This window comes from Mycolicibacterium tokaiense, from assembly GCF_010725885.1.
Taxonomy (GTDB): domain Bacteria; phylum Actinomycetota; class Actinomycetes; order Mycobacteriales; family Mycobacteriaceae; genus Mycobacterium; species Mycobacterium tokaiense.
Genome location: NZ_AP022600.1, coordinates 1,313,724 through 1,329,193, shown reverse-complemented (window position 1 = coordinate 1,329,193; position 15,470 = coordinate 1,313,724). Strand labels below are relative to the sequence as shown.

Here is a 15,470-nt window from a genome sequence, read left to right as displayed (position 1 = left end):
GCTGAACTGGGTATTGGTGTTACAACACCTGCTCATGCAGCCAGCTGTGGATGCGCTGGGCCACCGTCGCCCAGCCCGGCTCGAGCATCAGGTTGTGGCCCATCCCGGGGAAGAACTCGGCATGCGTCCGATACGCCCGGGCGGTGGCGCAGATTTCGCGCTGACTGAAGAAGCCGTCTTCGGCGGCACCCAACACCAGCAGGGGTGTGCGCACCTTCGCCGGCTCGGCGAGGTCGGCGTAGAGCAGGTCGCGGTACAGCGCGCGGGTGCTCTCATCGCACAACAATGCGGTGTAGCGGCGGACCAGGTGCTCCGGGGTGGCCGCGCTGTAGAAGGTATTGCGCGCCACTGCCGGTGTCCCGAAGAACAGCAACGGCCTGCGCAGCGCCGAGGGTCGCCCGCTGTGGCGCGCGTTGCGGTAGGCCACCCGCAGTGCGGCCTTGTGCAGACCGTACGGCGGGGCCGAGGCCAGCAGTACGCCCGCCGGCGCCGGGTGGTCGGCCAGGTACTTCTGCACCACGAAGCCGCCCATCGAATGGCCGATCACCACCGGCGGGCGGGACAGGGCGTCTGCGGCAGCGCGGACGTCGGCGACGTAATCCGCCACCGTCGCACCTGCGGGGTCACCCGGGTGGTTGCGCAGATCCAGTGCGACAGCGTGGTAGTTCCGCTCGGCGAAGAAGTCCAGGAAGTGCTCGTCCCAGCACCATGCCCCGTGAAAAGCACCGTGTACGAACAACAGTGGAGTGCCGCGCGGGTCGCCGCGCCGGATCATGCGTCGACTCCGGCCAGCTGGGGCCGCTTGGCGGATTTGCCATAGCCGGGTGGCCGGCTGCGCAGCGTGCGCCAGATCCACGGCGCCAGCATGTTGCGGGTCCACTGCGCCTGCGCGCGCATCCGCTGACTGGGCCGTGGAGTCTGGCCGGTACCGCGTGCAATGGCCCAATCATGGCTGCTGCCGGGTAATCCCAGTGCCTCGGCGGCCGCGTCGGCGAACAGCTGGTGCCCGTAGGGTGAGGCGTGCATGCGGTCGCTGCTCCACACCTCGGGATCCATCATCGACGGCGCGGTGAACAGATCCACCAGCCCGAAACCATGTGACGCAGCCGAATTGGCGATCACCGCATTGATCTGCTGCAGCCGTGCGGCCAGCACCCGGCCCACCGGAAGGATCCTGGCGACGTCGGGGAACGTCGTCGTCACCACGGCCGCGCCGGTTTCCGCCAGCCGCGTGTAGACCGTCTCCAGTTCCACCAGGGCGGTGTCGAACCAACGGCCCGGGCGCACCATGTCGTTCATCCCGACGCAGACCGTCACCAGGTCGGGGCGCATGGCCAGCGCGGCCGGCAGTTGGTTGTCCAGCACATCGCGGGTGGTGCGGCCCCGCACAGCCAGATTCGCGTACTGCAGGCCGGGATACAGCTGGTCGAGGCGGGTTGCCAACCGGTCGGCGAACCCCCGCAGGCCGGTGTCGTCATCACCGTCCCAGAGTCCCTCGGTCTGGCTGTCGCCGAGCGCGACATAGCGGGTGTACGCCATGGCGGGCACCTTAGCCGGTCTTACAGCCAGTCTCGGCGACGGAATGCCACATAGAGGACGACCACCAGGAAAACGATGAGTGCCGAACTGGCGACAAACCCACTCCAGGAGTCGAAACCGGGGTAGGGGACGTTCTGCCCGTAGAAGCCGGTGATGGCGGTCGGGACCGCGATGATGGCGGCCCAGCCGGTGAGCTTTTTCATCACCGTGTTCAGCCGCGCGTCCTGTAGGGAGAGGTTGGTCTCGAACACCGTGGTGATCATGTCGCGCAGCGATTCGGTCCACTCGGTGGCGCGCAGCACATGGTCGTAGAGGTCGGTGTACAGCGGGTCCAGTTCCGGGGCCCGGTGGGTCTCGGCGCGGTGATGTTGAATGGTGTTGACCACCTCGCGCATCGGCAGCACCACCCGGCGCAGGTTCACCAGGTCCTTGCGCAGGGCAAAGCTGCGGCGCTGGATGTTGGCATCGCGTTTCGGCGGGTCGAACAGGGTGTCCTCCAGGTCCTCGATCCCGTCGTCGAGTACCTGCACGGCGTCGAAGTGGCCGTCCACCACCACGTCCAGCAGGCCGTGCACCAGCGCGCTCACGCCGTACTGCTGACCGCCCAGGTCGTCCCAGCGGCGCAGCACCTCATGGATGTCCCACTGCGGGGCGAGCCGCACTGTCACCAGTGCGTTCTTCAGGACGAATGCCGAGATGCGGTGTTTGGTCAGCAGGGCCTTCGGCTCGTCGGTGGGGGTCTCCATCGTGACCGCGTAGACCGTGAAGAAGGTGTGGCTGGGGTAGACCGTGGCCTTCACCCGTTCCGATGGCGCCACCGCGTCCTCGACGGCCCAGACGTTGAGACCGAGTTCCTGGGCCAGGGCAGCCAGGGCGTCGTGGTCGGGGTCGAACATGTCCACCCAGACCAGGGTGTCCGGTTCGGTCAGGTAGTCCGAGATCCGGTCGAACTCGAACTCCTGCTGTGGTTTCCCCGCTTTCCAGACCCGCCCCTGCAGTTCGCATCCCGGCGGGGTCATCGCGTCTCCATGGCCCGCGCCACCGCGGTGTGGCCGTCGTGTCGGAGCCCGGCGATGACGCCCTGCTGGTCGGCCGTCGAGCGGTTCTGGCTGAGTTTGGCCTTGCCCTCGACGGTGTGGACGGTGACCTCGATACCCACGATGCCGTTCAGCTGACCCCGGATGTACTGCTCCGGAGCGTCGGTGGTGTGCCAGGGCTGCTCGCGGGGGTCTTCATGGCGGCCGGTCAGGGTGTCGACGGCGGTGCGCAGCCAGTCCGGGTCGTGGTGCAGGGTCACGGTGCCGGTGAGGTGCACGGCGCTGTAGTTCCAGGTGGGGACGACGCGACCGTGTTCGGCCTTGGTCGCGTACCAGGACGGGCTGATGTAGGCCTGCGGCCCGGTGCAGATCAGCAGGGCCGGCGCACCGTCGGTGATGCTGCGCCACTGCGGGTTGGCCTTGGCGATGTGGGCGATCACCGTGTCGCCCTCCCAGACGACGGGCAGCAGCGTCGAGACCGGCACACCGTTGTCGACGGTCACGAAGTCGGCGGTGCCCGCCGCGGCCACCAGCGCGCGGATCTCCCGGTGGTCGTCGAGGCGGTTGGCCGGTGGTACGTACATGGTGGTCAGGCTAATCCCCAGGTCGCCACGCGCTCCACCGAGATCTCGATGACGGGGCCGTGCAGCGGAACCTGCTGGTATTGAGGGTATTTGACCCGCAGTGCGTCCAGGGCTGCGGCATCCTCGGTGATGGTGGCCACGCCGTCGACGCGGACCCACCACAGCTGGGACCAGTCCCGGCCGTAATGATCCACCAGCAGGCTGACCTTGGGGTTGGCGGTGATGTTGGCCAGGCGCTTGAGTCTGGTCGTGGACTTGGGCTTGCCGTCCACGGCCGTCACGATGGTGTTCTGGCGTACGGCGAAGACGATGGGGACCAGGTGCGGCTGGCCGTCCTGGCCGACCGTCGCCAACCGTGCGACGTCGGCTTCGGTGAACTTTTCGGGGAGTGCCACCATGTGTTCAGGCTAGGTGTGCACACTGGGAGCATGCAGATCAGCATGCTCGAATACACCGGTGATCCGTTTTCCATCGACACCTACGTCGCGCAACTGGCGATGTTGCGCGACGAGGGCTTCGCCAGGGTGTGGAGCACACAGCTGCCGTATGAGCGGGACCTGCTGACTGCCCTGGCGGTGGCATTTCGCGAGGTGCCCGACATCGGTGTGGGCACCGGCGTCCTGCCCATCCAAAACCAGCACCCGATGCTGATGGCTCAGCGCGTGCTCACCCTGAATGCGATTGCGGGAGGACGCTTCACCCTCGGGATCGGCATGACCCACGCCGCCGTCACCGAAGGCATGTGGGGCATTTCCTGGGGCAAACCGATCCGGCGGATGAACGAATACCTAAACGGGCTGCTACCGCTGCTCAACGGCGAGCCCGCCGACGCGGCAGGAGAGTTGGTGACCACCCGCGGTTCCGTCATGATCCCCGATGCCCCGGCCCCGGACGTCTACATCGCCGCGCTGGGTCCGCAGATGCTCAAGCTGGCGGGCCGCAGGACCGCAGGGACGGTGACGTGGATGACCGGGCCGCAGACGTTGGGATCGCACATCGGGCCCGTGATCCGGTCTGCTGCCGCCGAAGTGGGGAGAAAGGCTCGGGTAGTGGCGGCGCTACCGATCAGTGTCACCGACGATGTGGCAGGCGCGCGCGCGACGGCGGCCAAGCAGTTTGCGATGTACGGCCAGCTGCCGTCCTACCGGGCGATGCTGGATCGGGAAGGTTTCGCGGGACCGGAGGACGCAGCGCTGATCGGCTCGGAGTCCGAGGTGTCCGAGCGACTGGACGCGCTGCGGGACGCCGGCGTGGACGAGTTCGTCGGTGCGACGTACGAGCGGTCGGCGGAGGGGCGGGCGCGGACGCGGGCGCTGCTGCGCAGCTGGGCGGGTTAGACCCCGGGCGACCTCGACCCTTGGCTGAGAACTGTGCCGACGAAGGACGATATCCGCCGCCGTGCTTCTCTGGATTCCGGAACAGGCAAGAGGACGAAACCGTGGAACCCGCCGGCCACCTCGATGAGGGTGGCGTCCACACCGGCCGCCCGCATGCGCGCCGCGGCCCGTCGCGAATCGTCGAGTAGACAGTCATGCGTACCCACGATGATCAGCGTGGCGGGAAAGTCCGCAAAGGTGCCGTAGAGCGGTGACACCAGCGGGTCCGTGAGATCGTGGTCACCTGCGTAGGCGACTGCGCTGCGTGACAGGCCTTTGCGGGAAAGCAGGTCGCGCTGTTCGTTCCGCAGGAAGCTGTCAGACGTGTTGGTCAGGTCCGCCCACGGAAACATCGTCACCAGACCTTCGGGTGCGGCGGCGCCGCGATCGAGCACGCGACGAACCAGCGACATGGCCAGTCCACCTCCGGCGGATTCCCCCATGATGACCGTGGGTCGGTCGCGCGCCACCTCGGAGTAGACCGCCCACAGGTCATCCAGTCCAGCGGGAGACGGATGCTCGGGTGCCAGTCGGTAATCAACACTGACCAGCTCCACGCCTTGTGACCTGGCCAACTCGCTGTGAGCCCGGGCTGCCAGGGAACTGCCGGCAACGAAGGCCCCGCCGTGGACATGGAAGATCAACCCTGCGGCGGTCCGGGCCGGACGGAACCACCGAACGGGCACGCCGGCCACCATGGCGGTGGTCTCCTGGACCCCGCGCGTGTGCCGCTGCAACGACTCCATCGTTCGGGTGATTCTGCGGGTCTTCTCGATGTCGTGGGCGCCGTCCGAATTCGCTGTCACCAACAGCATCAGCTTCTGGAGCGCGACCAGTCGTCGGCTTACGCGGTGCGAGTTGAGTTCAGGCACAGCTGTTCTCCTTTGCATCGTCACACTGCTTGCAGCAACAACATCAGACCCACAACGAGGAGAATCACAGCCAGTATCGCGGCGTTGTGTCGCTCCATCCCGACCTTGAGCCGTTGTAAGGGTCCGTCCATGCGCTCACGCCATACGGCGTAGCTGAGCACCGGCAGTATCACCGTCACGCTGGCAAGCAGGGCAAAACCTATCGCACCACCCCAGTGAGAGGAGCTCGCCTTCTCGGTCGCTGCAAGAGTGAAACCTGCTGCAGCACAGGCGGAGAGTACTTTGGGATTCAGTGACACCAGGACCGGCGCGGCTGCCAGGGCTCGCCAAGGAGTCACCGAATCCACGGCACGCAGCCATGCCGGGGCGCGTGAACTGCGTCCCCGTCGCATCCAGGTGACAAGTCCGGTGAGGATCAGAAGCACCGCCAGTACCAGTGTTGCTGGTCGCAGCCAGTGCGGCGGAGAGTTGCCGCCATCGTTGAACCGCCCGGAGATTCGGATGAACAGGCCGGTTGCCACCACCAACGAGAAAGACCAGCCTGCGGCGAACGCCCACCCGGCTGCCAATGGACGAGGTGTGTGTAGCATCAGGATCGCTGGAACAACCGAGGCCGGTGACACGGCGATGACCAGTGCCAGGGACGTCAACTCCACCCACATCGTGTGTCCGGTCCCCTCGACGTTCATCGAATTAATGTGTCCTCATTATATACATGAACCGTGAAGTGGGCTGCGTACGATCGGGCGATGCCCCCGGAGTCAGGTCCCGTTCGGGAACATCCGCGCAGACGCGGCCGCAACAGCAGCGGAGAAGAGACGCGGCTCAAGCTCATCACCGTTGCGGAAACCATGTTTGCCGATCGAGGGATCGCTGCCGTCAGCCTCAACGAGATCCGACTCGCCGCGGGGCAGAGCAACGCCGCGGTGGTGAACTACCACTTCGGCTCCAAGGATGACCTGGTCAAAGCCATACTCGCCGACCGTCTCGAACGGATCGATGCAGATCGGGGCCGGTTGCTCGACCAGGCGGTATCGGCCGGTCAACCGCCTGAGCTCACAGCACTCCTCGCAGCCTTGGTGCTCCCCCAGGTGAGCAGCATCGAGCGGGGAGAGAGGCATGTCGAGTTGGTGGCGCAGCTGCTCTTTCGTGGGTACACCGAACCCGGTGGACACGCCTGGATCTTGGCCGATCCGTCACTGACCGAGCATGGTCAAAGGCTCAATCAGCTGATCTGGAGCCATCTTTCGCATCTGCCCGAGGTGGTTGCCACGACGCGGCTTCGATTTGTCTACACCAGTAGCTTGAACGCGCTGGCGGACCACCAGCGGCAGTGGGTGACCGCCACCGAGGTGTTGCCCACAGCGGTGTTCGTGTCAGACCTCATCGATTCGCTGACGGCGATCATTCGCGCGCCGGCGTCACCGCAGACTCTCGAGGCACTGGAGTCGTGAGCGTGACATTCACTCAGACTTGAGTGCCGCTTCGAGGAGTTCGCGGCCCGGTAGCGATTCCAGATCGGATTCCACCGTCACGGAGAATAATTCGCCGTTCCACGCGAACGGGGGTTGGTAGTCGTCACACACCGGCAGCCCGCGGTCTCGTCCCAACAGCATCGATGTTCCGCCGTGCTGCCAGACATGCGGCAGTGTCAACGGGGCCGTCGTGAACCCGACGACGGCGTTGTCGACCACGGCTTCCACCCGGGTCTCGCCGTGGAGGCGATGCAGCCGGCAGCCTACGGTGTGGCGGCCCTCCGTCAGCAGCCGATCGCCTCGCACCCGGAGATCGCCGCCCGGTGCGGCGATGGCGATGTGCAGCCTGGACTCGATCACGTACGCCGCGAGCCCCCCGGTCCAGTTCCCGATCGCAAACAACACACCGTTGGCTGCCCCGGAGGGGACGACGACATCGGCGGACAGCCTGCTGTACAGCAAGGGAAGTGCCTCATCGGCGACCGGACCGCCGGCGGGGCGCAACACCACCCGCTGCCCCGGCGGGAACACGGGCCAGACCATCTCCGCCGCGCGTGCCACAAGCGAATCTGTGAGTGGCAGAACGTCATAGCGGGCAGCCTCGGCCATCCATTGGGTGGTCAATCTCGAAACCACCTCAGGGTGTTCCGCCGAGATGTCGTGAGCTTCGGAGAAGTCGTCGGCCCGAAACAGGGACCATCGGTCAGCGGCGAAGTCGCGGCTACCCTGGAGCAGTATCTCCTCGTCCATGACTCCCTGGCTCACATGGTCGGTCGTAGCCTTCCAGCCATCGCTGACGATGGATCGGGAACCCACGACTTCGAAGTACTGGGTTGATCGAGGCGCCGGCGCCGATGATTCGTCGAATGTCGGCAGCAAGCTCGCACCGTGGACCGGATCGCGCCGCTGAACTCCGCAGGCCTCCAACACTGTTGGCATGATGTCGATAGCGTGTGCGAACTGAGAACGGACACCGCCGGCGTCGTGGACACCGTGCGGCCAGTGCACGATCAGTGGAACCCGCGTGCCGCCCAGCCACGCATACCGCTTCCACAGCCGAAATGGGGTGTTGCCTGCCCACGCCCAGCCCCACGCATAGTGCGGATACCCGGCCGTGCCGCCCCAATCCGGTAGGCGGTCGATGTTGTCAGCCGGCGCCTCTGGCACCCGATGGGTGAACCGGTGTTCATTGCTGGTTCCGGCGACCCCTCCCTCGGCGCTCGCCCCATTGTCGGACAGGACGATAACGATGGTGTTGTCCAGAACATCGAGTTCTTCGAGTGCGCGAATCAATCGGTCGATCTGGGCGTCGGTATGACTGAGAAAGCCGGCGTACACCTCGTGCATCCGCGCGTACACGGCGCGTTCTTCTGTGGTGAGGGTGTTCCACGCCGGCACCCATGCGGGCCGCTCGGTGAGTGTGGCGCCTGCGGGCACCACACCTTCGGCGACCTGGCGGGCGAACACCTCGTCGCGCCACACGTCCCATCCGGCATCGAATCGGCCTGTGTAGGCGTCGGCCCAACTCTTGTGGACATGGTGTGGTGAGTGCATCGCCCCAGTGGCGAAGTAGAGGAAGAACGGCTTACCGGGTGCCGACTGCTGCTGGCTGACCACCATTCTGATGGCCTCGTCGGTGAGATCCTCGGTCAAGTGGTAGCCGGCTGGGCGGACGTCGGGTCCGTCGAGATAGGTGTTGTCTCGGACCAGTTGTGGGTCCCAGTGATTGGCGTCGCCGAGGAGAAAACCGTAGTAGCGCTCGAACCCGAGTCCCAGTGGCCAGCGGGTGAACGGGCCGGCACTCGTCCGTTCGCCCCGCGGCGCCAGGTGCCACTTCCCGACAGCCATCGTGCTCCAGCCGGAATCGCGAAGGACGCGTGGCAGCGTGGGGACCGAAGCGGGGATCTTGCCGGTGTAGCCCGGATGCGCGCTCGGGATGTCGGCAAGAAATCCCATCCCGACGGAGTGGTGGTTTCGTCCGGTGAGCAAGGAGGCGCGGGTTGGCGAACACAGCCCGGTGACGTGGAAGCGGTTGTACCGGAGCCCGTTGCGAGCGAGCCGGTCGATGGCCGGAGTCTGGATGCTCGAGCCGTAGCAGCCCAACTGCGCGAAGCCGAGATCGTCCAGCACGATCATGACCACATTGGGGGCCGACAGGCTCGCGGCAGGAGGGTCTGTGTGCATCATCAACTCTCGTCGGCTCCGAGGAACATTTTTAATGTGCACCCATTACTAGCACACGGGGCGCGTGTGCCCGTGTGTCCGCCCCGATCCCGGGTAACTGTGCTAGATGGAATCTGACGGCTCGTTCGATGTGCTGATCGTCGGCGGCGGCAATGCGGGGATCAGCACCGCGGCACGTCTGCAGCGCAAGGGCGTCATCGGCATCGGCGTCGTGGAACCCCAGACAGTCCACACGTACCGTCCGCTGCTGTCGTATGTCGGCGGCGGTCAGGCGTCGATGCGGGCGGCCGAGCGCACCCAGCGCTCGGTGACCCCGAAGGGTGTGACGTGGCTTCGGGACGCGGCGGTGTCGGTGTCGGCCGAGGACAACACCCTGCACTGCGCCTCCGGCCGCTCGTATCGGTACCGCGACTTGGTGCTCGCCGCCGGCCTGGTCCCCGATCACGATGCGCTGCCCGGCATCGAGGAGGCGCTGCGCTCGCCGGCGGTGGCCAGCAACTACCTTGATCACGCACCAAAGACGTGGGAGCTGGTGCAGTCGCTTCCCGCCGGTCGGCACGCGGTTTTCACCGTGCCGCGGGCGCCGGTCGGCTGTACCGGCACCACCATCAAACCGCTGTTCCTGGCGGCGGCGCACTGGGCCGGCACCGGCGTCCGCATCACCCTGCTCGTCGACCGGCCCGGCCTGGTCGGGGTGCCTGAACTGGACGTGCGGCTGCAGGCTCGGCTCGACGAACTCGGCGTCGACGTCCGGCACAGAGCGGCGGTGACCGGACTGCAACCGCAGGCGCAGACTCTGACGATCAACGGCGCCGAGCAGCTCGGCTACGACATGCTGCACCTGGTGCCGCCGTTTCGCGGGCCACAGTGGATCACCGACAGCGGGCTGGCCGGCCCCGATCACGGCCTGGTCGACATCGACCCGGAGACGTTACGCCACCGCACGTTTCCGGACGTCTGGGCTCTGGGCGACGGCGCGGCCGTGGCGACTGATCCCTCGGGCGGGGCGCTGCGGCCGCAGGTGGCGACGCTGGCCGACAATCTCGTGGCGGCGCGCCACGGCGGACAGCTGCGCAGCTACGACGGCTACACCGTCGCCCCCATCACCACCGAGGCGCACCGCCTGATCGCCGGCGAGTTCGACCGCTCCGGCGCGGTGCAGTCGTCACTGCCGTCTTTTCTGGATCCGTTGGCGCCGCGTCGCACCGCCTGGGCCTTCGACCGCTACGGCCTGCCGCGGATCTACTGGAACCTGATTCTCAGGGGACGCGTGTGACGCAGTTCTGACATCTGGCGTGACTCGGAATCGGTTGGGTATCGCACCTGCATGGAAGAACTGACAAGCAAATTCGTGGACGCGCTGGCGCAACTGCATGAGAACAGGGACGTGGGCCCGCTGCAAGAACTGTTCACCGACGATGCCATCCTCACCAAGGCGGGCGTCCCGCACGAGCAGCATGGCCGAGATGGTGCTCAGGTGTTCTGGGAGGATTACCGCAACGTCTTCGACACCATCGAGTCGACGTTCGAGAACACCGTCACCGAGCCGGAAACGGCGTTCCTGGAATGGAAATCGCACGGCACGCTGCGCGACGGAACCGACTTCAGCTACGACGGAGTCAGTGTCCTGGAGGGCGACGGGCAAGCGATCACGGCGTTTCGCACCTACTACGACACCGCGGCGTTTCTCAACGTCGACCGGCACGTCTGAACTTCAGCGCACGCCCCGGTCGGCATACCGTCCGCCCTGCACCATGTCGCTGAGCGGCTGTAGTTGCTCCATCGCCTCGGCATCCAGCTCGACATCGAGCGACGCGACGTTCTGGTCCAGGCGTTCCGCATGCCGGGTTCCCGGGATGGGCACCACCGACACGCCCAGTCGCTGAGCCTGTGCGTACACCCAGGCCAGCGCCACCTGCGCCGGCAGCACGCCGAGACGCTCGGCAATGGCCCGGACGGTATCGGCGATCACCTGGTTCTGTGCACCGGCGTCACCGGTGAACCTCGGATTGCGGGCCCGGAAGTCCTTGGGATCCAACGTTTCCGTGTTCACCGATCCGGTGAGGAATCCGCGACCCAACGGGGCGTACGGCACCAGGCCGATCCCCAGCTCGGCCATCGTCGGCGTCACCTGCTCCACATCCCTTGTCCACAGGGAGTATTCGCTCTGAACAGCAGCAATGGGGTGCACTGCATGCGCGCGGCGCAGCAGGTCCGCGCTGACCTCGCTGAGGCCGAGGTGGCGCACCTTGCCTTCGGTGACCAGCTCGGCCATTGCGCCGACGGTCTCCTCGATCTCGGCGTTCTGCGGCGGCCGGTGCAGGTAGTAGAGATCGATGTGGTCGACGCCCAGGCGCAGCAGTGAGGCTTCGCAGGACCGCTTCACATAGGGCGGATCACCACGGTGGACCCGATTCTCGTCACCACTGCTGCGGTCGATGCCGAACTTGGTGGCCAGCTGCACCTCGTCGCGCCGGCCGGCGATTCCGCGGCCGACGAGCACCTCGTTGTGGCCCGCGCCGTACTGGTCGGCCGTGTCGAGCAGGGTCACCCCGGCCTCGAGGGCGTGGTGCAGGGTCTGGATGCTGGTATCCCAGTCGGACGTGCCGTAGTACTCGCTCATGCCCATGCAGCCCAGGCCTTGTGCGGATACGTCGAGGCTGCCGAGTGTGGTTCGTTGCATTGTCGGTCCTTGTCGGAAGCGGTGACGGGTCAGAGGTTCAAGGCGGCGGGGGTGGCGGTGACCAGCGCACACAGTCGGTCCGCGGAGCCGCCGACGAGCGGCTCATAGGTCGCCATCAGGTTGGCGCGGGCAACCCTGCAGGCGGCCTCGCCGTCGCCGGCTTCGACCGCTTCGAGGATGGCGCCGTGACGTTCGGTGGCGGTGTCGCGGGCATCCGGCCATCCCAGCGAAGGTAGGCCGACGTTGATGGTGGCCCGGGTGACGTCGCGCATTGCGACCACCATGAGGGCGATCAGCGGGTTGCCGCTGGCTGCCCCCTGGGCTTCGTGGAACATCAGGTCAGCCGCTTCCAACTCGGCGAGGTTGGTGGCACGGCGCATCTGCTCCAGTGCCTCGCGTAGCGGTGCGACGGCCTCACCGCTCTGTTGCGCCGCGTAGAAGGAGGCCTGGCCCTCGAGCAGCATCCTCATCTCGACGACGTGCTCCAGCGATGCGGCTTTGCCGCGCAGGACACCTTCGATGACCCGCGCGAGGCCCTTCGGATAATGAGCGGTGATGATGCTGCCGTTCGGGTTGCCGGGCCGCACCTCGATCAGACCCAGGCTCTCGGCCACTCGTAGACCCTCGCGTACCGTCGGGCGGCTGATGTCGAATTGCTCGACGAGTTCCCGTTCGGAGGGGAATCGGTCTCCGGGCACGAACTTGCCGTCGGCAATGCTCTGTTCGATCTGGACCACCACGCGCTCGTGGGCGCGCAGCTTCTCGATCGGCTCAAACGTCATTGCCCCTCCACAGGGTCGCAGATTCCAGTCACTTTGACTGGCCAGGCCAGTATACGTCCGGTGGGGTGGTGCATCAGGGGATGATGCTCGGCAGGACGCCGCCGTCGACCCGCAGTGCTGCACCTGTGGTTGCCGACGAGGCGGCTGATCCGATGTAACAGATCATGTTGGCGACTTCCTCGGGGTCGATGAGGCGCTGGATCAGCGATGTCGTCAATTCCTGTTCGACGAAGCGACTCTCCGCCGCGGCATACCCGTCGTCGGCGCCGAAGTTGTCGGTGATGAACGTCGTCACACCACTGGTCCGGGTAGGGCCGGGCAGCACGCTGTTGACGGTCACCCCGGAACCTGCGAGATCCTGGGCCATGCCCCGGGCCACGGTCAGCTGCGCGGTCTTGGTCATCGCGTAGTGCACCATTTCGGTGGGAACGAACACCGAGGAGTCGCTGCTGACGAAGATCACCCGTCCCCACCCGCGTTGCTTCATACCCGGGACGTACTGACGCGCCAGGCGCACGCCGCTGAGCACATTGACCTCGAAGTACTCCAGCCACTCGGAGTCTGGAACATCGAAAACGGGTGTGGCTCCGAAGATCCCGGCGTTGTTCACCAGGATGTCGACGTCGGGCACCTGGTCGCGCAGGGTAGCCGCGCCGGCTTCGGTGGCGATGTCGGCGGTCACGCCTACCACGTCGGCACCACCGCCGGCGGCGTGACGTATCCGGGTGCAGGCGGCCTCGACGCGGGAGGCGTGTCGGCCGTTGACCACGACGCGTTCGCCACGGGCCGCGAACGCGGTGGCGGTTGCCTCGCCGATACCGGTGCTCGATCCGGTGACGAGAACCGTGTGTTTCATGTCGCATCCTCTCGGGTGGGTTGTAGTTGGCGGTCGAGTCGGTCGCGTACCTCACTGACGCGTCCGGCCGGCCACTCCAGAAATCCTGATCCTGTCCGACTCCCGTTCTTGCCCAGCGCTATCCGCTCGGTGAGGCCGGGTGGCGGCTTCGGAGAGTCGGAAAGGTGAGGCAAGACGTAGGACATGATCTGCTCGGTGAGTGGCAGGCCGATGTAGTCGGCGTTCTCCAGCGGTCCCAGCACCGGAAGTCGGCGTCCAAAGGTCTCGCGGGCGATCAGGTCCACCGTCTCGGCATCGGCAATGCCGGCGTCGACGATGGTCATGGCTTCGCGCCACAGCGCGAACTGCAAGCGGTTGCCGACGAAACCCGGTGCGTCACCGACCAGTACCGGTGTCTTCCCCAACGTGACCAGGAGCTCGGTCACCGCCTGCGTCACCGCGGCATCGGTGTGGCGCCCGGATACCACCTCGACCACTCTCATCAGGTGAGCGGGGTTCCACCAGTGGGTGCCGATCACGGCGGCGCCGTCGGGCAGTCCCTCCTCGATGTCCCGGATCGGTATAACCGAGGTGTTCGACGCCAGGATCGCACCCGGGTTGAGCGCGTAAACGGCGGAGAGCAGGTCTGTCTTGAGTCCCAGGTCCTCCGGCACGGCTTCGAAGACGAGGTCGACGCCGCGGACGGCCTCGGCCAGGACGTCGGTAGCGGTGACGTCCCGAAAGCCCCTGCCGTAGGGGGTATCACATGCCTGTAGGCGCCCATGAAGAGTGTCCAGTGCAGCCTGCGACGGGTCGTAGACCGCAACCGGGAAGTCATGCGCGGCCGCCGTGTAGGCGATGGCGTGGCCCATCAGGCCCGCACCGAGGACGGCGATCGACCGCGGTATCGCCGTCCCGTTGCCGTGCTCAGCTGCCGTCACGGGACCTGACTCCGGCCTTCTCCAGGTACGGCATGACGAGCTTGTCGAACTGATCGATCCCGGTCAGGTAGTCCGGCCAGCTCACCACCATGCCGTCGAGCCCGTGCTCGGAGAGCGCGATCAATCCGTCGGCCACCGTGGCGGGGCTGCCCACCAGGGGGTAGCTGCCCCATCCGGCGATGATGGCCGGGCGCATGGCGTTCCAATCGGCACTACCGGAGTTGGGCACGAACGCGTTGAGCAGGTTGTCGGCGCCCTCCTGGTCGCCGTGCGTCTCCGCGATGGCGGCGTAGACGTCGCGGGCCTCGGAATCGGTGTCCCGGCAGATGATGTAGGCCTGGCTGAAGACCGACAGTTCCTTCCCGAACTGCGCCAGTGCCTGGTCCTTGACGGAGCGTGCGGTGGCACCGGCCTCCTCGATCGACGGAGCTGCCACGAAGTTGAGATCGCACCACTGCGAGGCGAACTGGATGCCGCGCGGGCTGTTGCCGGCGCTCATGACCAGGGGGCCGCCGCGCTGGATGGGCTTGGGGTCGCTGACCGCTCCGGGGGCCCGGAAGTACGTGCCCGCGAAGTCGAACTCTCCGTCGGCGGTCCACAGCTTGGACGTGAGTTCCATCCACTCCGAGGCGACGTCGTAGCGCTCGTCGTGCGGCAGTTGGTTATCGGCGAACATCCCGATTTCCTTCTCGTTCCAGCCGGCCACCACGTTCAGCCCGAACCGCCCACCGGAGATGTGGTCGATGGTGGCGCACGTCTTGGCCAGCCGGACGGGATGAATGGTGGGGACATGCACGGTGGCGAACACGCCGATGCGCTCCGTCGCTGCCGCGATACCCGCTGCCCAGGTGAGGGTTTCGAAGCTGCGGTACTGGAAGTTGGTCTGGCCTCCCATGCCGCGCCACCGTCCGATGGGCACCATGGCCTCCAGCCCGGCCGCTTCCGCCGCGCGGGCGATGGCCACGGACTCCGCCCACCGCGCCTCGACGAGGCCGGGGTAGGTGCTCATGGTGGTTCCGCCGCTGCAGTTGGCGCCGAAAACACCGATCTTGAGTTTGTTGGAGCTGCGGAACAAGGGGTTGTCCGTCCGCGGGATCTGCTCTGCATAGGGGTCGATCATGTGATGTCCTCCAGGAATCGCGCAGCCTAGCTGCGGGAACGC

General features: G+C 66.4%; 17 protein-coding genes. 4 read left to right on the top strand and 13 right to left on the bottom strand.

All coding sequences use genetic code 11. The features are described from left to right. Nucleotides 1-19: 19 nt before the first annotated feature. The 5 genes from G6N58_RS06380 to G6N58_RS06360 are packed head-to-tail and all read right to left on the bottom strand — an operon-like array spanning nucleotide 20 to nucleotide 3,558. Nucleotides 20-775 carry an alpha/beta hydrolase gene (locus tag G6N58_RS06380; protein WP_115279311.1) on the bottom strand — a complete coding sequence of 252 codons (756 nt, stop codon included), beginning with the start codon at nucleotides 773-775 and terminating at the stop codon, nucleotides 20-22. Next, nucleotides 772-1,539, bottom strand: a complete 768-nt coding sequence (locus G6N58_RS06375; protein WP_115279312.1) for an SGNH/GDSL hydrolase family protein — start codon at nucleotides 1,537-1,539, stop codon at nucleotides 772-774. Before G6N58_RS06375 ends, G6N58_RS06380 begins: the two co-directional genes overlap by 4 nt. A gap of 20 nt (nucleotides 1,540-1,559) precedes the next feature. Then, nucleotides 1,560-2,558 (bottom strand): magnesium transporter CorA family protein, encoded by a 999-nt coding sequence (locus G6N58_RS06370; RefSeq protein WP_115279313.1) that lies wholly within the window; start codon nucleotides 2,556-2,558, stop codon nucleotides 1,560-1,562. After that, nucleotides 2,555-3,160: an FMN-binding negative transcriptional regulator gene (locus G6N58_RS06365; protein ID WP_115279314.1), complete on the bottom strand. Its 606-nt coding sequence runs from the start codon at nucleotides 3,158-3,160 to the stop codon at nucleotides 2,555-2,557. The genes G6N58_RS06370 and G6N58_RS06365 overlap by 4 nt, the downstream gene beginning before the upstream one ends. 5 nt (nucleotides 3,161-3,165) lie before the next feature. Further along, nucleotides 3,166-3,558: a TIGR03668 family PPOX class F420-dependent oxidoreductase gene (locus G6N58_RS06360; RefSeq protein WP_115279315.1), complete on the bottom strand. Its 393-nt coding sequence runs from the start codon at nucleotides 3,556-3,558 to the stop codon at nucleotides 3,166-3,168. A gap of 30 nt (nucleotides 3,559-3,588) precedes the next feature. Here G6N58_RS06360 and G6N58_RS06355 point away from each other — a divergent pair, with 30 nt between their 5' ends. Continuing rightward, a complete protein-coding gene (locus G6N58_RS06355) occupies nucleotides 3,589-4,497 on the top strand; it encodes a TIGR03564 family F420-dependent LLM class oxidoreductase (protein WP_115279316.1) in 909 nt (302 codons plus the stop codon). On the opposite strand, the gene G6N58_RS06350 is transcribed toward G6N58_RS06355, so the two are convergent. Then, nucleotides 4,494-5,408, bottom strand: a complete 915-nt coding sequence (locus tag G6N58_RS06350; RefSeq protein ID WP_163907945.1) for an alpha/beta hydrolase — start codon at nucleotides 5,406-5,408, stop codon at nucleotides 4,494-4,496. The two genes, G6N58_RS06355 and G6N58_RS06350, sit on opposite strands and share 4 nt — an antisense overlap. A gap of 20 nt (nucleotides 5,409-5,428) precedes the next feature. Next, nucleotides 5,429-6,097, bottom strand: a complete 669-nt coding sequence (locus G6N58_RS06345) for a GAP family protein (protein WP_115279318.1) — start codon at nucleotides 6,095-6,097, stop codon at nucleotides 5,429-5,431. A gap of 60 nt (nucleotides 6,098-6,157) precedes the next feature. Here G6N58_RS06345 and G6N58_RS06340 point away from each other — a divergent pair, with 60 nt between their 5' ends. Beyond that, nucleotides 6,158-6,862, top strand: a complete 705-nt coding sequence (locus G6N58_RS06340; RefSeq protein ID WP_115279319.1) for a TetR/AcrR family transcriptional regulator — start codon at nucleotides 6,158-6,160, stop codon at nucleotides 6,860-6,862. Between the two features lie 9 nt (nucleotides 6,863-6,871). Here the strand turns inward: G6N58_RS06340 and G6N58_RS06335 are convergent, their stop codons facing one another. Next, nucleotides 6,872-9,070, bottom strand: a complete 2,199-nt coding sequence (locus G6N58_RS06335; RefSeq protein WP_232067753.1) for an arylsulfatase — start codon at nucleotides 9,068-9,070, stop codon at nucleotides 6,872-6,874. Between the two features lie 103 nt (nucleotides 9,071-9,173). Here G6N58_RS06335 and G6N58_RS06330 point away from each other — a divergent pair, with 103 nt between their 5' ends. Together G6N58_RS06330 and G6N58_RS06325 are read left to right on the top strand one after the other, a co-directional pair. Continuing rightward, entirely contained in the window at nucleotides 9,174-10,343 is a 1,170-nt protein-coding gene (locus G6N58_RS06330; protein WP_115279320.1) for an NAD(P)/FAD-dependent oxidoreductase, read from the top strand. 51 nt (nucleotides 10,344-10,394) lie between these two features. Next, the gene (locus tag G6N58_RS06325) at nucleotides 10,395-10,778 is read left to right on the top strand and encodes a nuclear transport factor 2 family protein (protein ID WP_115279321.1); all 384 of its coding nucleotides are present in this window, start codon (nucleotides 10,395-10,397) and stop codon (nucleotides 10,776-10,778) included. A gap of 3 nt (nucleotides 10,779-10,781) precedes the next feature. On the opposite strand, the gene G6N58_RS06320 is transcribed toward G6N58_RS06325, so the two are convergent. From G6N58_RS06320 to G6N58_RS06300, 5 genes are all read right to left on the bottom strand, one after another. After that, nucleotides 10,782-11,750 carry an aldo/keto reductase gene (locus G6N58_RS06320; RefSeq protein WP_115279322.1) on the bottom strand — a complete coding sequence of 323 codons (969 nt, stop codon included), beginning with the start codon at nucleotides 11,748-11,750 and terminating at the stop codon, nucleotides 10,782-10,784. A gap of 29 nt (nucleotides 11,751-11,779) precedes the next feature. Continuing rightward, on the bottom strand, nucleotides 11,780-12,532 hold the full coding sequence (locus G6N58_RS06315; RefSeq protein WP_115279323.1) for a FadR/GntR family transcriptional regulator: 753 nt from the start codon (nucleotides 12,530-12,532) through the stop codon (nucleotides 11,780-11,782). A 73-nt stretch (nucleotides 12,533-12,605) separates the two neighbouring features. Further along, nucleotides 12,606-13,388 carry an SDR family NAD(P)-dependent oxidoreductase gene (locus G6N58_RS06310; protein ID WP_115279324.1) on the bottom strand — a complete coding sequence of 261 codons (783 nt, stop codon included), beginning with the start codon at nucleotides 13,386-13,388 and terminating at the stop codon, nucleotides 12,606-12,608. Then, the gene (locus G6N58_RS06305) at nucleotides 13,385-14,308 is read right to left on the bottom strand and encodes a 3-hydroxyacyl-CoA dehydrogenase family protein (protein WP_115279325.1); all 924 of its coding nucleotides are present in this window, start codon (nucleotides 14,306-14,308) and stop codon (nucleotides 13,385-13,387) included. The genes G6N58_RS06310 and G6N58_RS06305 overlap by 4 nt, the downstream gene beginning before the upstream one ends. Continuing rightward, nucleotides 14,295-15,428 carry an LLM class flavin-dependent oxidoreductase gene (locus G6N58_RS06300; protein ID WP_115279326.1) on the bottom strand — a complete coding sequence of 378 codons (1,134 nt, stop codon included), beginning with the start codon at nucleotides 15,426-15,428 and terminating at the stop codon, nucleotides 14,295-14,297. Before G6N58_RS06300 ends, G6N58_RS06305 begins: the two co-directional genes overlap by 14 nt. Nucleotides 15,429-15,470: the final 42 nt, after the last annotated feature.